Source organism: Mycobacteroides immunogenum (genome assembly GCF_001605725.1).
GTDB classification, from domain to species: domain Bacteria; phylum Actinomycetota; class Actinomycetes; order Mycobacteriales; family Mycobacteriaceae; genus Mycobacterium; species Mycobacterium immunogenum.
On the sequence record NZ_CP011530.1, the window covers coordinates 1,829,950 to 1,844,152 of the forward strand.

The following is a 14,203-nucleotide window of genomic DNA, read 5'->3' on the forward strand; positions in this document are numbered from 1 at the left end:
TGCGGGGATTCGTCGGTACCAGATGGGAAACTATCCGAATGCGGCTTTATCGGGATCGTGCTGTCGTGCTGCGACAGCACAAGCTCGGCGAGGCCGATCGCATCGTGACCCTGCTGACCCGCCAACATGGCCTGGTACGCGCGGTCGCCAAGGGTGTGCGCCGCACCCGCAGTAAGTTCGGCTCACGGCTGGAACCCTTCGCACATATCGACGTGCAGCTGCATCCGGGACGCAATCTGGACATCGTCACCCAGGTGCAGGCCATCGACGCCTTCGCGGCCGACATCGTCAGCGATTACGGCCGGTACACCACGGCCTGCGCCATCCTGGAGACCGCCGAGCGGATTGCCGGTGAGGAGCGTGCCCCGGCCGTCGCCCTGCACCGCCTCACCGTCGGCGCGCTGCGGGCCATCGCCGATCAACAGCGTTCCCGCGAGTTGGTTCTTGACGCATATCTGTTGCGCGCCATGAGCATCGCCGGGTGGGCACCCGCCATCAGCGAGTGCGCTCGCTGTGCCACGCCCGGCCCGCACCGCGCCTTCCACGTGGCAGCGGGCGGCAGCGTGTGCGTGCATTGCCGTCCCGCGGGTGCGGTGACTCCGCCGCAGGGTGTGCTGGAGTTGATGGCGGCCCTTCACGACGGCGACTGGGCGGCCACCGATGACGTGCCGCAGACCCAGCGCACCCAGGCCAGCGGGTTGATCGCGGCGCATTTGCAGTGGCATCTGGAACGCAAGCTGCGGACACTCCCGCTCGTCGAACGTGGCAGCAGGTTAAATATGAGCCATGGTGAAGAGCAGCCAGCCCGATCCGCAGCAGGATAAGTACTACACCGACTGGGCCGACGTCCCGCAGGGCTATAACCCGACGTTCCCGGATAAGACGGTGTTTCCTGCTGTTTTCCCCAAGCTGCTGCCCGGTGTGGGCCCCGGCGGTACCCGTCCGCACCCCGCTCCGAAGCACCCGTCGGGTGCGGTGCCCCCGGAGATTCCCAAGGAGCTGATTCCCCGGCACGTCGCGGTGGTGATGGACGGCAACGGGCGCTGGGCGCGCGCGCGTGGGCTGCCACGCACCGAGGGGCACAAGATGGGCGAGGCCACCATGATGGACATGGTCTGCGGAGCCATCGAGATGGGCATCCCGTGGCTCACCACCTACGCGTTCTCCACGGAGAACTGGAGAAGGCCCGCGGACGAGGTCCGGTTTCTCATGGGCTTCAACCGCGACGTGGTGAAGCGGCGCCGCCACGACCTGAACAACATGGGTGTGCGGTTCCGCTGGGCCGGGCAGAAGACGCGGCTGTGGAGCAGCGTCTACAAGGAGCTCGAGATCACCGAGGAGCTGACCAAGAACAACAGCACCCTGACGCTGACCACATGCATCAACTACGGTGGCCGCGCCGAAATCGCCGAGGCGACAAGGAGAATCGCGCGTCTGGTGGAGTCCGGGCAGCTCAAGCCCGATCGCATCACCGAGGAGACCATCGCCAAGTACCTCGATGAACCCGATATGCCCGATGTCGATCTGTTTCTGCGGCCCTCGGGCGAGTTTCGGTCCAGCAACTTCATGATGTGGCAGTCGGCATACGCCGAGTTCGTGTTCCAGGAAAAGATGTACCCGGATTTCGACCGCCGCGACCTGTGGGCGGCATGCCTGGAATACGCCCAGCGCGACCGGCGATTCGGGTCGGCGTAATGGTCGACGTGGATGGGGGAGCCGACGAGATCCTCGATCGGGTGTACCGCGTGTTGCACCCGGTGCTGCCGGTCACCAGGGAACCCGACGGCGCACTGACTGCCGACTACGAAGGCACCCTGACCTCGATCCGCGCGGTCAGCATCGCCGCGGGTCTGGATGTGGTGTCGTTGTCGCAGGTGCTGGCGTGGGATGTGGCGGTCAACGCCAAATCACGGCATCTGGTCGACGGGCTCGCACAGAAGTCCTTGTTCGGCAACATTCTGCTGATCGCCAAGGGGCGCAAGGCGGATGTGCTGCTGCGCTACAACTTCCCGGCCACCGGCATCGATGACGACGATGCGCTGCTGACGCTGTTGATGATGGTCTTCGCTACCGGGTCTGACGCGCGAAAGGCGCTGGGCAACTAGGAATTTCGCCGTTCGGCGGTGCAGCGGCTACAGAAACCGAAGACCTCGACGGTGTGGTGCACCTCGGTGAAGCCGTGCTCCTCGGCGATGTCCGTTGCCCATTTCTCGACCGCGCCGGCCTGCACCTCGACCGCGAAACCGCAACTCTGGCAGACCAAGTGGTGGTGATGGCCGTCCGAACAGCGCCGGTAGACCGACTCGCCGGTGTCGTTGCGCAGCACATCGACCTCGCCCGATGTCGACATCGACTGCAGGGTCCGGTACACGGTGGTCAGGCCGATGCCCTCGCCCTCGCGCTTGAGTTCGTCGTGTAGTTCCTGTGCGGACTTGAACTCGTCGGTGCGCTTGAGCAGCGCGGTGATGGCCGCGCGTTGACGGGTTGAGCGCACCGTCCCGCGCAGCGCAGGCCTGTCCTCGCGCACGCTGGGCGAACCCCCGGCTTGCGAGGGAGTCATCTTTGTTCCTCGGTGTGGGCGACCGCGTCGACGACGATGTGGGAGAGGTGATCGTCGACGAGGCGGTACATCACCTCGCGGCCCTGGCGTTCCCCAGAGACCACACCGGCGGCCTTGAGCACGCGCAGGTGCTGGCTGATGAGCGGCTGGGCCACCCCGACCGCGTCGACCAGCTCGTGCACGCAGCGCTGCGATTCGCGCAGCTGCAGCACGATGGCGATGCGTACCGGCGCGGCGAGCGCGCGCAGCAGTTCACCGGATTGTTCGAGGATCTCCCGCGGGGGCAGCGGTCCGGGCGGGGTGAGCGGCGCATGCGGTGGCTCGTCGTGTGCGGAACTGAGCATGGTGTTCACCACGGCGATCTACCTCAACCTGAAATCACGCCCCGGCTTGTCCGGGGTCCCAATGTTCGAGTCCGGCGGCAAACCGGGCCCATCCATCGAGGGTAGTAGCCGATTGCCCATCTGGTGGTAAGCGTGTGGCCGTGGCGGCCACCGCGAGGCGCTGGGCCCGGGTAGGGGCGCAGTACAGACCCATCGCCTTTGGTATTTGCTGAAGAGTCCGGATCTGACGGCGCGGTGGCGTTCTTGGGGCGCTGAACCGCCTGTAAGTCCCCTGCGCGGCGGCATTTCATGCCGCTCCGGCGATGCGTTCACTCCTGGCTTGAATCGGTGCGGCCATCAACGTATGTCCATCAAATTATGTGTCCGAACTGCCCAGTTTCGGGTGAGCAGTGTCACAGGCCGCTCACAGGCTGCGGCGTTGACACCCGACGCAGTGGTCTCTACGTTATGAAAACGATAATCATTATCAACTAAGACTTTGATGCCTACCCGAGGATGATCGTGATGGCCACCTTTGCTACCGACACCAATGAGCTGAAGAACACCGAGGGAGAAGGCCGGCCGGGCTGGTTCGTCAGCAGACGCGTCGACATCCTCTTCGTCTTCGGGCTGGGTGCACTGTTGTCGGCGGTGCTCTTCGCGGCCGACGGCCACAAGGGGGTCTTCCTCGTCGGAGCGGTCGCCTTCTCACTGCTCTCTGACCTGCCGCATGTGCTGACGACCTCGGCGCGGGTGTGGATGGACCCCCGCGAGCGGTCGCGGTACTGGTCGCACTACGTGATCAGCTTCATCGTGGTCGGCGCGATCGTCGGCACCCTGTGGTTCGGCGGCTGGCTGGTGCCGCTGCTGGCCGTCTGGGCCTACTGGCAGGTGTTCCACGTTCTCAAACAGCACTTCGGCATCATCAACATCTACGCAGCGAAGAACGGTTACAAGGGCCCGCGAAACCGGATCAAGTACGCCTTGTACGGCGTCTGCCTGGCTCCGGTGCTGTTCCGGGCCAGCCATGGGCTCAACTTCTCCGACTATGAGGTCTTCGGTCACCGGCTGCCCTTCTCGAACCTGAGCGTGCCGGTGCCACCTATTCCCGATTTCCTGGTGATCGGCGGATTTGTTTGTGCCGCAGTCCTGTTGGGTGCCGCAGTATGGGAGCAGATCCAACTCAAGCGGGCCGGGCAACGGACCCTGCCGGCCATGGCCGTCGCCACCTTTGTGATCGCGGCACTGTCCTACAACCTGTCCTACCTACTGGTTTCGGATCTGTTCGCGCTGATCCTCATCGCCACGACCACGCACAGCCTGCAATACCACCTGATCAACTGGACGCGGAACAACACGCGGTTCGCACGCTCGCAGGATCCGGACGAGAAGAAGCTGCTGCTGGCACGGCTGTCGACCCGCAAGGCGTTGCCGCTGTACATCGCCTTCCTGGGCGGCCTGGGCATCCTTGCTGGACAGCTCGACACGGTGATCTTCGCGGTACCGCTGACGTTCGTGCTGCACCACTTCTACATGGATGGGGCGCTCTGGAAGAGCAAGGGCAATCCGGAGCTGGCACATGACTTGGGAATCGTCCGTGCTGGATAGGGGATTGATCGAGCCACCGACCCGGCAGCGGCAGGGGCGCGCGCCGGTGTCGGTGCGCCGCGTCGCGTCCCACCGCGATGCCAAGCACTTCATCGCGATGCCCTGGCGTATCTACGGCGACGACCCCCAGTGGCGCCCGATGCTGCGCCGGGTCATGCGGGCCAAGATGAACTCCAAGCACAACCCCCTGCACGGGGAGGTGCAGATCGAGAACTTCGTCGCCTACCGGGGTGACACTCCCGTGGGACGTATCTCCGCGGCAATCGATTCCGCCTATGTGCGGCGCTACGGCGAATGCGCGTTCTTCGGATTCTTTGAAAGCGAGAACGACGAGGCGACCGCGGCTGCTCTGTTGGGAACCGCCGAACAATGGGCGGGGCGCCGGGGTATCACCAAGATGATCGGCCCGTTCAGCTACACCTCCCGGGAGGAAGTAGGCCTGCTGATCTCCGGATACGACAGGCCGCCGGCCCTCATGCAGCCGTACAACCCCCGGTACTACCCGGGCTTGGTCGAGTCGTCCGGGTATCGCAAGAAATTCGATACCGCTTCTTACCGTTGGCATGTCGACGGCAGCCGAGATGTCCGTCAGCGCCTGGTGCGCCGCGCCGACGCTGTAATGCGCGACCAGGGCGTGACGGTGCGTTCGGTGCGGATGCGCGACTACGCCGACGAACTGGAAATGCTGCGCGGCCTGTACAACGATTCCTTCGCCCACCATCCCGAGAACGTTCCGCTGAGCCGTGAGGTGTTCTCCGGTATGGCAGCGGAAATGCGGCCGCTGATCGACCCGAACATCGTGCGTATCGTCGAATCCGAAGGAATGCCAGTCGGATTCCTGCTGATGCTGCCGGACGTCAACGAGATCGCCGGACGGTCCGGCCGGCTCACCCCGGCGCTGCTGGCTCGGCTCGCGGCTCGCCGCGACGGGCGCATCCGGGGAATCGACACCGCCGTCGTGGTGCTCATCGGTGCGGCGCAAACCCAATTCGGTGCGGGCATCGGCAGGGTGCTGGCGGGCGAGATCGTCCGGACGATCACCGGCAGCGGCTACTCCTCGGTCGCCACCACCTGGGTGCACGAGGACAACGTATGGTCGAATTCGCTGACCTCCCAGATGAAGACGGACCCCGAGAAGATTCACCGGGTCTACCAGAAGGCCCTCTGATGGGTAGCCGGACATTGGTCACCGGGGCCTCCGGGTACCTGGGATCCACTCTGGTGGCATCGCTGGTGCGGGCGGGTGAGCGGGTCGCCATCGTGCAGCACCCGAACGATCCCGCCACGCTTCCCGGCGAGCTGCGCCCGCATGTGCAGACGGTCTACGCGGATATCACCGACGCGCGCGGTGTCGATGAGGCGATGCGGGACGTTTCTCACGTGTATCACCTTGCCGGCATTGCCTCACCGAATTCTCGCCTTGGGCACATGATTTGGCAGACGAATGTGTTGGGCACCTATCATGTGGCGCGCGCCGCGCTGCACCACGGTGTACAGCGCGTGGTGCACGTGTCATCCACCGCCGCCATCGGATACCCGCCCAATGGGGTGGTCGCGGACGAGGACTTCGATCCACGGGATTCGGTGCTGGACAACGTGTACTCGGCGACCAAGCGTGCGGGCGAGCGGCTGATGCTGGACTTCGTCGAACGCGGCCTCGACGTGGTAGTCGTCAATCCGTCCGCCGTGTTCGCACCCGGCTCCGGGCCCGCCCGGTCATGGCAGGGGCTGTTGGTCGCGGCACGCAAGGGTCTGCTGCGCGTGGTCCCTCCCGGTGGCACGGCGGTGTGCTCGGCGCGAGACTTCTCCGCCGGGATCACCGCGGCGATGGCCAAGGGGGACAACGGGCGCCGGTACATCCTGAGCACCGCCAATCTGTCCTACCGGCAGATCGGGGAGCTGCTGGTAGCCGCGGTGGGGCGCGATCACCCGGTGCGCTCGGCCCCCATGGGGGTGTTCCGGACGGCGGGCCGGGGTAACCGGCTGCTGCGGGACATCGCCGGACGCTTTGATCCCGATGATGTGCTGGCCGTCGAGAACGTCGAATTGATGGCCCGCGAGGTGTACTACACGCCCGAAAGGGCGGTGCGAGAACTGGGAATTCCCAAGGTCTCTACCCACGAATTGATAGCGGAGTTCGTACGATGACGGTCGAGTCGCGGCAGGTGCAGGCCGGCTCCAAGGAAGCCCTCGGCATATCGATGGCCGATGCGCGCTCACTGGTATCCGATCTGACTGAGCGCCGCCAATGGATCTACTGGCTGGACCTCGCCGCGTGCTTGACGGTCGGGTACACGGCCTTCCTGCTGTGCCCGGCCCAGAACCTGCTCTCGCTGCCGGCGGTGGCGTGCATTGTGGTGGCCGTGTTCGCGTTCTATCGTGCGGTGTTGTTCGTCCATGAGCTGGTGCATGCCGAAGACGACCTGCGGTGGTTCTCGGTGGTGTGGCACGTGCTGTGTGGAATACCTTTCTTGGCACCGAAATTCACCTTCGAGTTCCATCACGAACACCATGCCTCGCGCACCTACGGCACCGCGGAGGACGGCGAGTACGTCACCTATGCCAGCGAGCCGCGCTGGCGCATCATCATGTTGCCGTTCACCGCTTTGGGCGGGCCCTTGGCCTTCGTCTTCCGGTTCTTGGTGTTGGCGCCGCTGAGCTGGCTGATACCTGCCCTCCGCCCCGTGGTGCTGACGCGGGCCTCCTCGCTGATGATCGACGCCGATTTCGAGCGCCCGCTGCCGCCCGAGGGCACTCCGCGGTCTTGGCTGGTGCAGGAATTCGCTTGCTTCGCCTACACATCGGCGCTGCTGGTGCTGCTACTGCTGGGTTTCTACTCGCCCTACCGGCTGGTGGAGGCCTATGCGGTGATTGCCCTGGCGCTGTTCGTGAACTGGCTGCGGGTGCTGGTGGCCCACCGGTACGAGGGTAAGAGCGAGCGGATGACCTTCCCGGAGCAGGTTCTCGATTCGATCGATCACCCGTCGGTGCCCGTGTTGGGCTCGCTGTGGGCGCCGGTCGGTTTGCGTTTCCATGCGGTGCACCACTTCTTCCCGCAGTTGCCTTACCACCAGCTGGGCGAGGCGCGCCGCCGGCTCATGGCGGCGATCCCGCCCGACGCCGGGTACTGGTCCACCGAAGACCGTTCACTCGCCTCATCGTTGCGGCGGCTACTTGCCCACCCGCGAAAGGAGGCGCTATGACCACGAGTCAATTCACGCCCGTTGCAAGAGAATCCGGAGCCGCGACGTACTCGCGGCGACTGCCGATACGGCCCGTCGAGGCCCGGGGTGCCAGGGTGCGTGCCGACGACGGCCGCTGGTATGTCGACTGCCTGGCCGCGGCCGGCGCCATGTCGCTGGGCTGGAACCATCCGGTGGTCACCGAAGCCGTCATGAAGACGGTCTCTTCCGGGGAGCCATTGCTGTCCCTGGACTTCCACACGCCCGCCCGGGACCGGTTTGTCGAGGAGTTGCTGTCCATTCTGCCGGTGCGGTTGGCCGCCGACGCCAGCATTCATTTGTGCTCGCCCAGCGGAGCGAGCGCGGTCGAAGCCGCGCTGATGCTTGCCGAGATCGCCACCGGTGGCCGTGAACACATTGGCGTGCAGGGTGGTTTCCACGGATGCACCCGTGCGGCACGTGCCGCGAGCTCCGGCGGTGGTCTGCGGCGGCAACCGGTGGTGCTGTCGCCACAGGCGAGTTTCCTGCCGTACCCGCAGGAGTACCGCAGCCCCTTCGGGGTGGGCGGCGAGCACGGTATCGAGCTGGCCATCGCCGCGGCCGAGGCGATCACCCGCCCGCATAGTGGCGTGACGTCACCGGCGTCGCTGATCGCCGAGTTCGTGCTGGGCGAGGGCGGCGTGATTCCGGCCCCGGCGCGGTGGGGGCAGGCGTTGCGGCGCACCGCCTCGACGCTCGGCGTGCCGCTGATCGCCGACGAGGTGCAGGCCGGCATGTTCCGAACCGGCCCGGCATGGGCGTTTCAGCACAGCGGTATCGAACCCGACATGGTGGTGATCTCCAAGGGGCTCGGCTCCGGCATCCCCATCGCGGTCCTGGTGGTACGCAGGGAATTCGACGTGTGGGAACCGGGAGCGTTCACCGGCACCTTCCGCGGGAACGCGATGGCATTTGCCGCGGCCAGTGCCGTGGTGCGCTTCGCTCGGGAAAACGGTCTACGCGGTCAGGTGACCGCACGCGGCAAGGTGTTCCTGGATGGCCTGAACACCATCGCGTCCGGGTCGAAGCTGGTGGGTGACGTGCGTGGGGTCGGGCTGATGCTGGGGGTGGAGATCGTGGACCCCGACCTGCCGTGGCCGGATGACGCCGCCGCGCCGGCGCCCGACCTGGCCGCCCGCATCCAACAGGCCTGCCTGCAGCACGGGCTCATCGTCGAGACCGGCGGCCAGTACGGGAACGTGGTGCGGTTCCTGCCGCCGCTGACCATCGAAGAGTCCGATATCGCCGCGGCGCTGAACGCGTTTGACGCCGCACTGGGCGCGGTGGAGCGCACGCGGTGACGGCCCACCAGAGTCCCTTCGTGAGTGACTTTCTCACGGGGGACAGTGAAAACACGTACCGCGAAGCCATCGCGCTGGCGGCCGAGCGGACAAGCGCCGCGCTGGGTGGTGCCACCCGGCCCGGGCTGGTCGACGGATATGCCGCGCTGAAGAACGACGCGGGGCGGCTGGATCTGGACAGCCCCGACGGGGTGGGATTGAGCCGGGCGCTGGATGAGGCCGCCGGGCTGTTGGCCGAGAAATCCGTCGTGGTCACCCATCCCGCGTACCTGGCACACCTGCATTGCCCGCCCGCGTTGCCGTCGCTGGCCGCCGAGGTGCTCATCAGTGCGTTCAACCAGTCGATGGATTCTTTCGACCAGGCGCCCGCCGCCACCGCCATAGAGCAGCAGGTGGTGGAATACCTTTGCGCCAGAATGGGATATGGCCGCGAGGCGGACGGTACCTTTACCAGCGGAGGCACCCAGTCGAATCTGCAGGCTCTGCTGCTGGCCCGGGACCTGTTCGCGCGCCGCTCCGGATGGGACATCGCGGCACGGGGACTTCCGCCCGAGGCCGGCGCGTGGCGCGTGTTGTGCACTCGGCAGACACACTTCTCGGTACGGCAGGCCCTGCGGCTGCTCGGGCTGGGCACCTCGGCGGTCATCGAGGTACCCACCGACGATGCCGGACGGCTGCGGTCCGATGCCCTCCCGGCGATCCTCGAGGAGGCAGAGCGCGCGGGCACGCCGGTGTTCGCCTTGGTACTCACCGCCGGGACAACAGATTTCGGGGCGATAGATCCACTGGAGGCATCCATCGAGATCGCTCACGCGCACGGGATCTGGGTCCATGTCGATGCCTGCGCGGGTGGCTGCCTGATCTTCAGCGAGCAGTATCGGCACCTGCTGCGCGGTATCGAACATGCCGACTCGGTCGCCCTCGACTTCCATAAGCTGCTGTTCCAGGCCATCAGCTGCAGTGCGCTGTTGGTGCGCAACCGGGAGAGCTTCGAAGTGCTTGCCGCGCATGCCGATTACCTCAATCCCGCCAGCGATGAGGAGCACGATGTGCTCAACCTGGTGGGCAAATCGCTGCAGACCACCCGCCGTTTCGATGCGCTCAAGGTGCTGGTCACGCTGCGGGCCGTGGGTCAGCGCCACGTCGCGGCGATGATCGATGCCACCTGTGTGGCTGCCTCGGCGGCGGCGCAGGCCGCGGCCGAGCATCAGGACCTGGAGTTGGCGGCGCCGGTATGCACCAACACCGTGGTGCTGCGCTGGCGGCGCACGGACCTGCCGTCCGGGGTGCGTGACGATATCAACGACGAGGTACGGGCGGAACTCGCGCACACCGGCCGGGCGATTGTGGGCCGCTCGAGTGCGGCCGGCGGGCACGCGATCAAGCTCACCTTCGTCAACCCCTTGGTCACGGCCTCGATGGCGGGCGCGATGGTCTCCGAAATAGCGGCCCACGGCAACCGGGTGTGGCGTGCACGCGCCACGGAGGTCAGCGCGGTATGAGCGATCACCTGGCACGCGTCGAGCGTGTTCCGGCTTCCGACGCGCGCTTTGGCTGGGCCAAGCACGTCGAGTTCGCGATCTTCGGTCTGGAAAACGACTTCGCCGACGAGGTGGATCTCGCGGCAGGGGAGATGGTGCATTACCGGCCGTGGGAGCGGTCATCGGAAATCTACGTCGGGTTCTCCGGTGAATCATCCGAGCACCCCGTCGCGGTCCTGCGATCGCTGCGGCACGATCCTGAGCTCGGGCTCGACAGCTTCAGCACCCTGCGGGACGCCCGGAACTTTCGGGACGGAAACAAGACCGCACGCAATTACCTGTATCCCCAGTGGGATTCGTTCTTCGGTGGCGTTGCTCCGGAGCGCGTCGCCGAGCTCGCCACGCAGGGCGTGCGCAAGAAGCACCGCCGCGCCGGGACGATCGAGCAGATCTGGCGGGAGTTTTTCGGTGGCCTGGCCGCCGAGGGAGTCCAGTTCGTCACGGTGGCGCTGGTGGTGCCGCTCTTCGAGTGGTACCAGCACCTGTTGCCCGACCGGTTGCATCAGATCGGCGAGGTCCTGCCCAACTACATCGGTGCCGACAGTGTGCCGGCCGTCGTCGACATCAGCGGGTCCTTTGTTCCGGACGCCGCCGATGCCGTGCGCGACGGCTCCCTGTTGGCCGCCAGCGCCACCCCCTCGTCCCCCAAGAAGGAAAGAGTCCGATGAGATCGATTCACACCGAAGAGCATGTCTTCCGCAAGGTCAGCGAGATCGACTGTCCTGTAGACAAAGTGTGGGAGCGGGTCACCACCCAAGAGGGCATCAATGACGAGATGGGCCCTTACATGAAGATGACCATGCCCAAGCAGTTCCGGGGCAAATCCATCGCCGATGTCTCGCCCGGTACCCGCATCGGTAAGAGCTTCTTGCTGCTGTTCGGTGTGCTGCCCTTCGGATTCGACGACATCACCGTGGCGCGGCTGGAGCCCGGCCGGATGTTCCGCGAGGAGTCCCTGATGACGGGCATGCGGGTGTGGGTACACCACCGGACCCTGGAACCGGTGGCGTCCGAGACGGGCGAAAAGACCAGAGTCACCGACGAGGTCACCCTGGCCCCACAGGCGCCGATGGGCCTGATCCCAGGCTGGGGCACGCTGCTGAGCAAGATTCTCGCCGCCTTCTTCACACATCGGCACCGGCGCCTCAGCCGTACCCTGTCCGCCGCCGGGGTTCCGCGATGAGACGCCGCGGCGCACGTGCGGTGATGGTGCTCTCGGTGGCGGCCGTGGCGGCCTGCGCACCGGTGAACGAAGAAGCCGGAAAGCCGGTGGGGCACGCCTTTCAATTGTTGAAATATCCAGTGGGGCAGGCCGATCCGGCATCAGAGCCGCAGGGTAGGTCGCCGTTCGGTGATTACGCCTTGGAGGTCTCGGGCTCGGTGACCTACCTGGGGGAGACCAGTGCGTTGCCCGGCGCGGGTGTAATGACCGTCGGACCCGGCCCACGGCGCGGAGAGCTGAAGATCGAGCAGTACTACCAGGGCGACCGCTTCCCCTATGAGACAGGCATCGTCTCCGGCGGCGACGGCAAGCCCAGCACCCTGGACGCCATCACCATCGTGAACCCATTGGACTCGCGGGTGACCCTGCAATGCGCCGTGGACGGTGGAATCGCCTTGTCGGACATCGACGGTGAGCGCGAGCTCGCCGGGACATGCGGTGGCGGATCGAAGGTCCATGGCCAGGTGAAGGCCGACGGCAGGCGTAAGGCGACGTGGCGTGACAAACCCGTCGAACTGGTCCGCACGGTTGTCGATCTCACCATCAGCGGTGCGAGCAGCGGCCAGATCCACCAGGTGAACGAGGTACCCAGGGATAGCACGGTCGGGAGCTTCCCCTTGATCACCTCGATCGACGTGAACATGACGGCGCAAGGCATCAGCCTCACCCAGCACTTGCAGCGCCACGTCCTCCCGAAAGTGAAGGACTGACATATGACAACAGAAACGCAGACCCCGGCGCTGCAGGCGACCGATCTCGTCAAGACCTATCCAGGCTCGGAAGCGCGGGCCGTCGATGGCCTGGACCTGACGATCCCGCAGGGCATTGTCTACTGCCTGCTGGGCCGCAACGGTGCGGGCAAGACCACCACCATCCGCATGGCGACCACCCTGCTGGCCCCCACCAGTGGCGAGCTCACAGTGCTTGGTATTCCGGTCGATAAGACCAAGGAGCTGCGCCCGTTGATCGGTGTCGCGCTGCAAGAGGTGGCGTTGGACTTGTGGATGTCACCCGTCGAGCAGATCCGGATGAGTCTGGCCATCGCGGGCTGGCCCAAGGTGCGGCGCAAGGCCCGTGAGGAAGAGCTGGTGGAGCAGTTCGGCCTAAGCACCTACGTCAACCGCAAGGTGGGCGCGCTCTCGGGCGGTATGCGCCGCCGCGTGGATGTCGCACTGGCCGTTGCGCACAACCCGCAGATGTTGTTCCTCGACGAGCCCTCCAGCGGGCTGGACATCGAAGGCAAACAGGAGGTTTGGAATGCCATCCGGCTGCTGCGTTCCGAAGGGCGCACCGTCGTGTTGACCACTCACGACATGGACGAGGCGGTGTCCCTGGCCGATGAGGTGGGCATCGTGAAGAGCGGCCGGTTGGTGGCTTCCGGTTCCACCCAGGAGTTCACGCGTAGCCATGGTTACGCCGTCGAGATCTCGGCAGACAACGTCATAGCCGAGGAAGCCGCCGGGCGGCTGACAGAAGCTGGCTATGCCCTGCGGTGCACCGACTCCGGAACTTTGTCCGGGACATTGGATTCGGCTTCGGCTGCGGATCTGGAGGCGCTGGGTGCCGAACTCGGCCGGGTCGGTTTGGGTGCGGCCAGTATCGAAGTGCGGTCCACCTCGCTGCGTGACGCGTTCCTGGAGGTGACCCAGTGACCGCCTTGTCCAACACCGCGCGGCTGTTCCGCCGGTACGTCGTGGTGGGATTGCGGCAGCCGGTTTTCGGATTCATCTTCCCGATCGTCTTCCCGGTGGTGCTGGTGATCTTCGTACGGTCGATGTTCCAGCGTGTCGCCGATCTTCCGGGGTTCCCGCTGTCCTCGTATACCGCGTACATCGCGCCCGGGCTCATCATGCTCATTCCGATGTTGGGTGCCGGGTACGGCGCCGGCACGCTCATCGACGAGATCAGATCGGGGTTCACCGATCGGCTGCGGCTCTATGGTGTGTCGACCGGCCAGATCATGGCGGCCAAGATCGGATTCGAGATGTTCCGCATCCTGCCGGCCGCGGTGATCGTCATCGGGCTGTTGGCCTTCCTCGATGCGCCACTGCGGACGGGACTGCTGACCGGTGTGTTCCTGGTGCTGATCATGTTCCTGTGGTCGGCGGCGTACAGCTCGCTGTTCTACCTGGTGGCATTGCGCACTCTCAATCCGCAGGCGCCGGTGGCGATGTTGCCGCTGGCTCTGCCGGTGCTGTTCGTGAGCCAGGCGCTCATGCCGTCGGTGTTCTTGTCCGACTGGCTCAGGATCAGCATCAACGCGAACCCCTTCTCGCACATCGTTTCTGCCGCTTCCACGATCATGTACGGCGACTTCGACGCGATGTTGGTGGCCAAGGGTGTCCTGGTGGCCATCGGGATGTTCGCGCTATTGCAAATCCCAATTCATTTGGTTATCCGCCGGAAAATCGGCAAGTAGAAGGCATA

At 65.5% G+C, this 14,203-nt stretch carries 16 protein-coding genes; 14 read left to right on the forward strand and 2 right to left on the reverse strand.

Annotation, left to right across the window (positions count from 1 at the left end; all coding sequences use genetic code 11):
• Nucleotides 1-38: 38 nt before the first annotated feature.
• The 3 genes from recO to ABG82_RS09045 are packed head-to-tail and all read left to right on the forward strand — an operon-like array spanning nt 39 to nt 2,105.
• Nucleotides 39-824 (forward strand): DNA repair protein RecO, encoded by a 786-nt coding sequence (recO, locus tag ABG82_RS09035; RefSeq protein ID WP_043075891.1) that lies wholly within the window; start codon nt 39-41, stop codon nt 822-824.
• Complete coding sequence (locus tag ABG82_RS09040) at nt 787-1,695, forward strand: isoprenyl transferase (protein WP_078343577.1); 909 nt, start codon at nt 787-789, stop codon at nt 1,693-1,695. Before recO ends, ABG82_RS09040 begins: the two co-directional genes overlap by 38 nt.
• Nucleotides 1,695-2,105, forward strand: a complete 411-nt coding sequence (locus ABG82_RS09045) for a hypothetical protein (RefSeq protein WP_043075890.1) — start codon at nt 1,695-1,697, stop codon at nt 2,103-2,105. Before ABG82_RS09040 ends, ABG82_RS09045 begins: the two co-directional genes overlap by 1 nt.
• Here ABG82_RS09045 and ABG82_RS09050 read toward each other — a convergent pair.
• Nucleotides 2,102-2,494: a Fur family transcriptional regulator gene (locus ABG82_RS09050; RefSeq protein WP_162269249.1), complete on the reverse strand. Its 393-nt coding sequence runs from the start codon at nt 2,492-2,494 to the stop codon at nt 2,102-2,104. The genes ABG82_RS09045 and ABG82_RS09050 overlap by 4 nt on opposite strands.
• Nucleotides 2,495-2,556: 62 nt before the next feature.
• Nucleotides 2,557-2,916: an ArsR/SmtB family transcription factor gene (locus ABG82_RS09055; protein ID WP_078343579.1), complete on the reverse strand. Its 360-nt coding sequence runs from the start codon at nt 2,914-2,916 to the stop codon at nt 2,557-2,559.
• 492 nt (nt 2,917-3,408) lie between these two features.
• Between ABG82_RS09055 and ABG82_RS09060 the strand changes: the two genes are divergently transcribed.
• The 11 genes from ABG82_RS09060 to ABG82_RS09110 are packed head-to-tail and all read left to right on the forward strand — an operon-like array spanning nt 3,409 to nt 14,195.
• Nucleotides 3,409-4,491, forward strand: a complete 1,083-nt coding sequence (locus ABG82_RS09060; protein WP_078343598.1) for a hypothetical protein — start codon at nt 3,409-3,411, stop codon at nt 4,489-4,491.
• Nucleotides 4,463-5,659 (forward strand): hypothetical protein, encoded by a 1,197-nt coding sequence (locus ABG82_RS09065; RefSeq protein WP_043075887.1) that lies wholly within the window; start codon nt 4,463-4,465, stop codon nt 5,657-5,659. The genes ABG82_RS09060 and ABG82_RS09065 overlap by 29 nt, the downstream gene beginning before the upstream one ends.
• On the forward strand, nt 5,659-6,639 hold the full coding sequence (locus ABG82_RS09070) for an NAD-dependent epimerase/dehydratase family protein (protein ID WP_043075886.1): 981 nt from the start codon (nt 5,659-5,661) through the stop codon (nt 6,637-6,639). The genes ABG82_RS09065 and ABG82_RS09070 overlap by 1 nt, the downstream gene beginning before the upstream one ends.
• Nucleotides 6,636-7,694 carry a fatty acid desaturase family protein gene (locus ABG82_RS09075; RefSeq protein WP_043075885.1) on the forward strand — a complete coding sequence of 353 codons (1,059 nt, stop codon included), beginning with the start codon at nt 6,636-6,638 and terminating at the stop codon, nt 7,692-7,694. Before ABG82_RS09070 ends, ABG82_RS09075 begins: the two co-directional genes overlap by 4 nt.
• Nucleotides 7,691-9,013 (forward strand): aminotransferase class III-fold pyridoxal phosphate-dependent enzyme, encoded by a 1,323-nt coding sequence (locus ABG82_RS09080; RefSeq protein ID WP_043075884.1) that lies wholly within the window; start codon nt 7,691-7,693, stop codon nt 9,011-9,013. Before ABG82_RS09075 ends, ABG82_RS09080 begins: the two co-directional genes overlap by 4 nt.
• Entirely contained in the window at nt 9,010-10,515 is a 1,506-nt protein-coding gene (locus ABG82_RS09085) for a pyridoxal phosphate-dependent decarboxylase family protein (protein WP_043075883.1), read from the forward strand. Before ABG82_RS09080 ends, ABG82_RS09085 begins: the two co-directional genes overlap by 4 nt.
• On the forward strand, nt 10,512-11,222 hold the full coding sequence (locus ABG82_RS09090) for a hypothetical protein (RefSeq protein WP_043075882.1): 711 nt from the start codon (nt 10,512-10,514) through the stop codon (nt 11,220-11,222). The genes ABG82_RS09085 and ABG82_RS09090 overlap by 4 nt, the downstream gene beginning before the upstream one ends.
• Nucleotides 11,219-11,737, forward strand: a complete 519-nt coding sequence (locus ABG82_RS09095; RefSeq protein WP_043075881.1) for an SRPBCC family protein — start codon at nt 11,219-11,221, stop codon at nt 11,735-11,737. The genes ABG82_RS09090 and ABG82_RS09095 overlap by 4 nt, the downstream gene beginning before the upstream one ends.
• A complete protein-coding gene (locus ABG82_RS09100) occupies nt 11,734-12,486 on the forward strand; it encodes a hypothetical protein (RefSeq protein ID WP_043075880.1) in 753 nt (250 codons plus the stop codon). Before ABG82_RS09095 ends, ABG82_RS09100 begins: the two co-directional genes overlap by 4 nt.
• A gap of 3 nt (nt 12,487-12,489) precedes the next feature.
• On the forward strand, nt 12,490-13,428 hold the full coding sequence (locus tag ABG82_RS09105; protein ID WP_043075879.1) for an ABC transporter ATP-binding protein: 939 nt from the start codon (nt 12,490-12,492) through the stop codon (nt 13,426-13,428).
• Nucleotides 13,425-14,195 carry an ABC transporter permease gene (locus ABG82_RS09110; protein WP_043075878.1) on the forward strand — a complete coding sequence of 257 codons (771 nt, stop codon included), beginning with the start codon at nt 13,425-13,427 and terminating at the stop codon, nt 14,193-14,195. The genes ABG82_RS09105 and ABG82_RS09110 overlap by 4 nt, the downstream gene beginning before the upstream one ends.
• Nucleotides 14,196-14,203 lie beyond the last annotated feature (8 nt).

Excerpts from the sequence above, each read along its gene's own strand:
- ABG82_RS09090 (WP_043075882.1), top strand. The coding sequence starts at position 10,512 with ATGAGCGATCACCTGGCACGCGTCGAGCGTGTTCCGGCTTCCGACGCG.
- ABG82_RS09045 (WP_043075890.1), top strand. The coding sequence starts at position 1,695 with ATGGTCGACGTGGATGGGGGAGCCGACGAGATCCTCGATCGGGTGTAC.
- ABG82_RS09095 (WP_043075881.1), top strand. The coding sequence starts at position 11,219 with ATGAGATCGATTCACACCGAAGAGCATGTCTTCCGCAAGGTCAGCGAG.
- ABG82_RS09105 (WP_043075879.1), top strand. The coding sequence starts at position 12,490 with ATGACAACAGAAACGCAGACCCCGGCGCTGCAGGCGACCGATCTCGTC.
- ABG82_RS09065 (WP_043075887.1), top strand. The coding sequence starts at position 4,463 with ATGACTTGGGAATCGTCCGTGCTGGATAGGGGATTGATCGAGCCACCG.
- ABG82_RS09070 (WP_043075886.1), top strand. The coding sequence starts at position 5,659 with ATGGGTAGCCGGACATTGGTCACCGGGGCCTCCGGGTACCTGGGATCC.
- ABG82_RS09075 (WP_043075885.1), top strand. The coding sequence starts at position 6,636 with ATGACGGTCGAGTCGCGGCAGGTGCAGGCCGGCTCCAAGGAAGCCCTC.
- recO (WP_043075891.1), top strand. The coding sequence starts at position 39 with ATGCGGCTTTATCGGGATCGTGCTGTCGTGCTGCGACAGCACAAGCTC.
- ABG82_RS09040 (WP_078343577.1), top strand. The coding sequence starts at position 787 with ATGGTGAAGAGCAGCCAGCCCGATCCGCAGCAGGATAAGTACTACACC.
- ABG82_RS09080 (WP_043075884.1), top strand. The coding sequence starts at position 7,691 with ATGACCACGAGTCAATTCACGCCCGTTGCAAGAGAATCCGGAGCCGCG.
- ABG82_RS09060 (WP_078343598.1), top strand. The coding sequence starts at position 3,409 with ATGGCCACCTTTGCTACCGACACCAATGAGCTGAAGAACACCGAGGGA.
- ABG82_RS09100 (WP_043075880.1), top strand. The coding sequence starts at position 11,734 with ATGAGACGCCGCGGCGCACGTGCGGTGATGGTGCTCTCGGTGGCGGCC.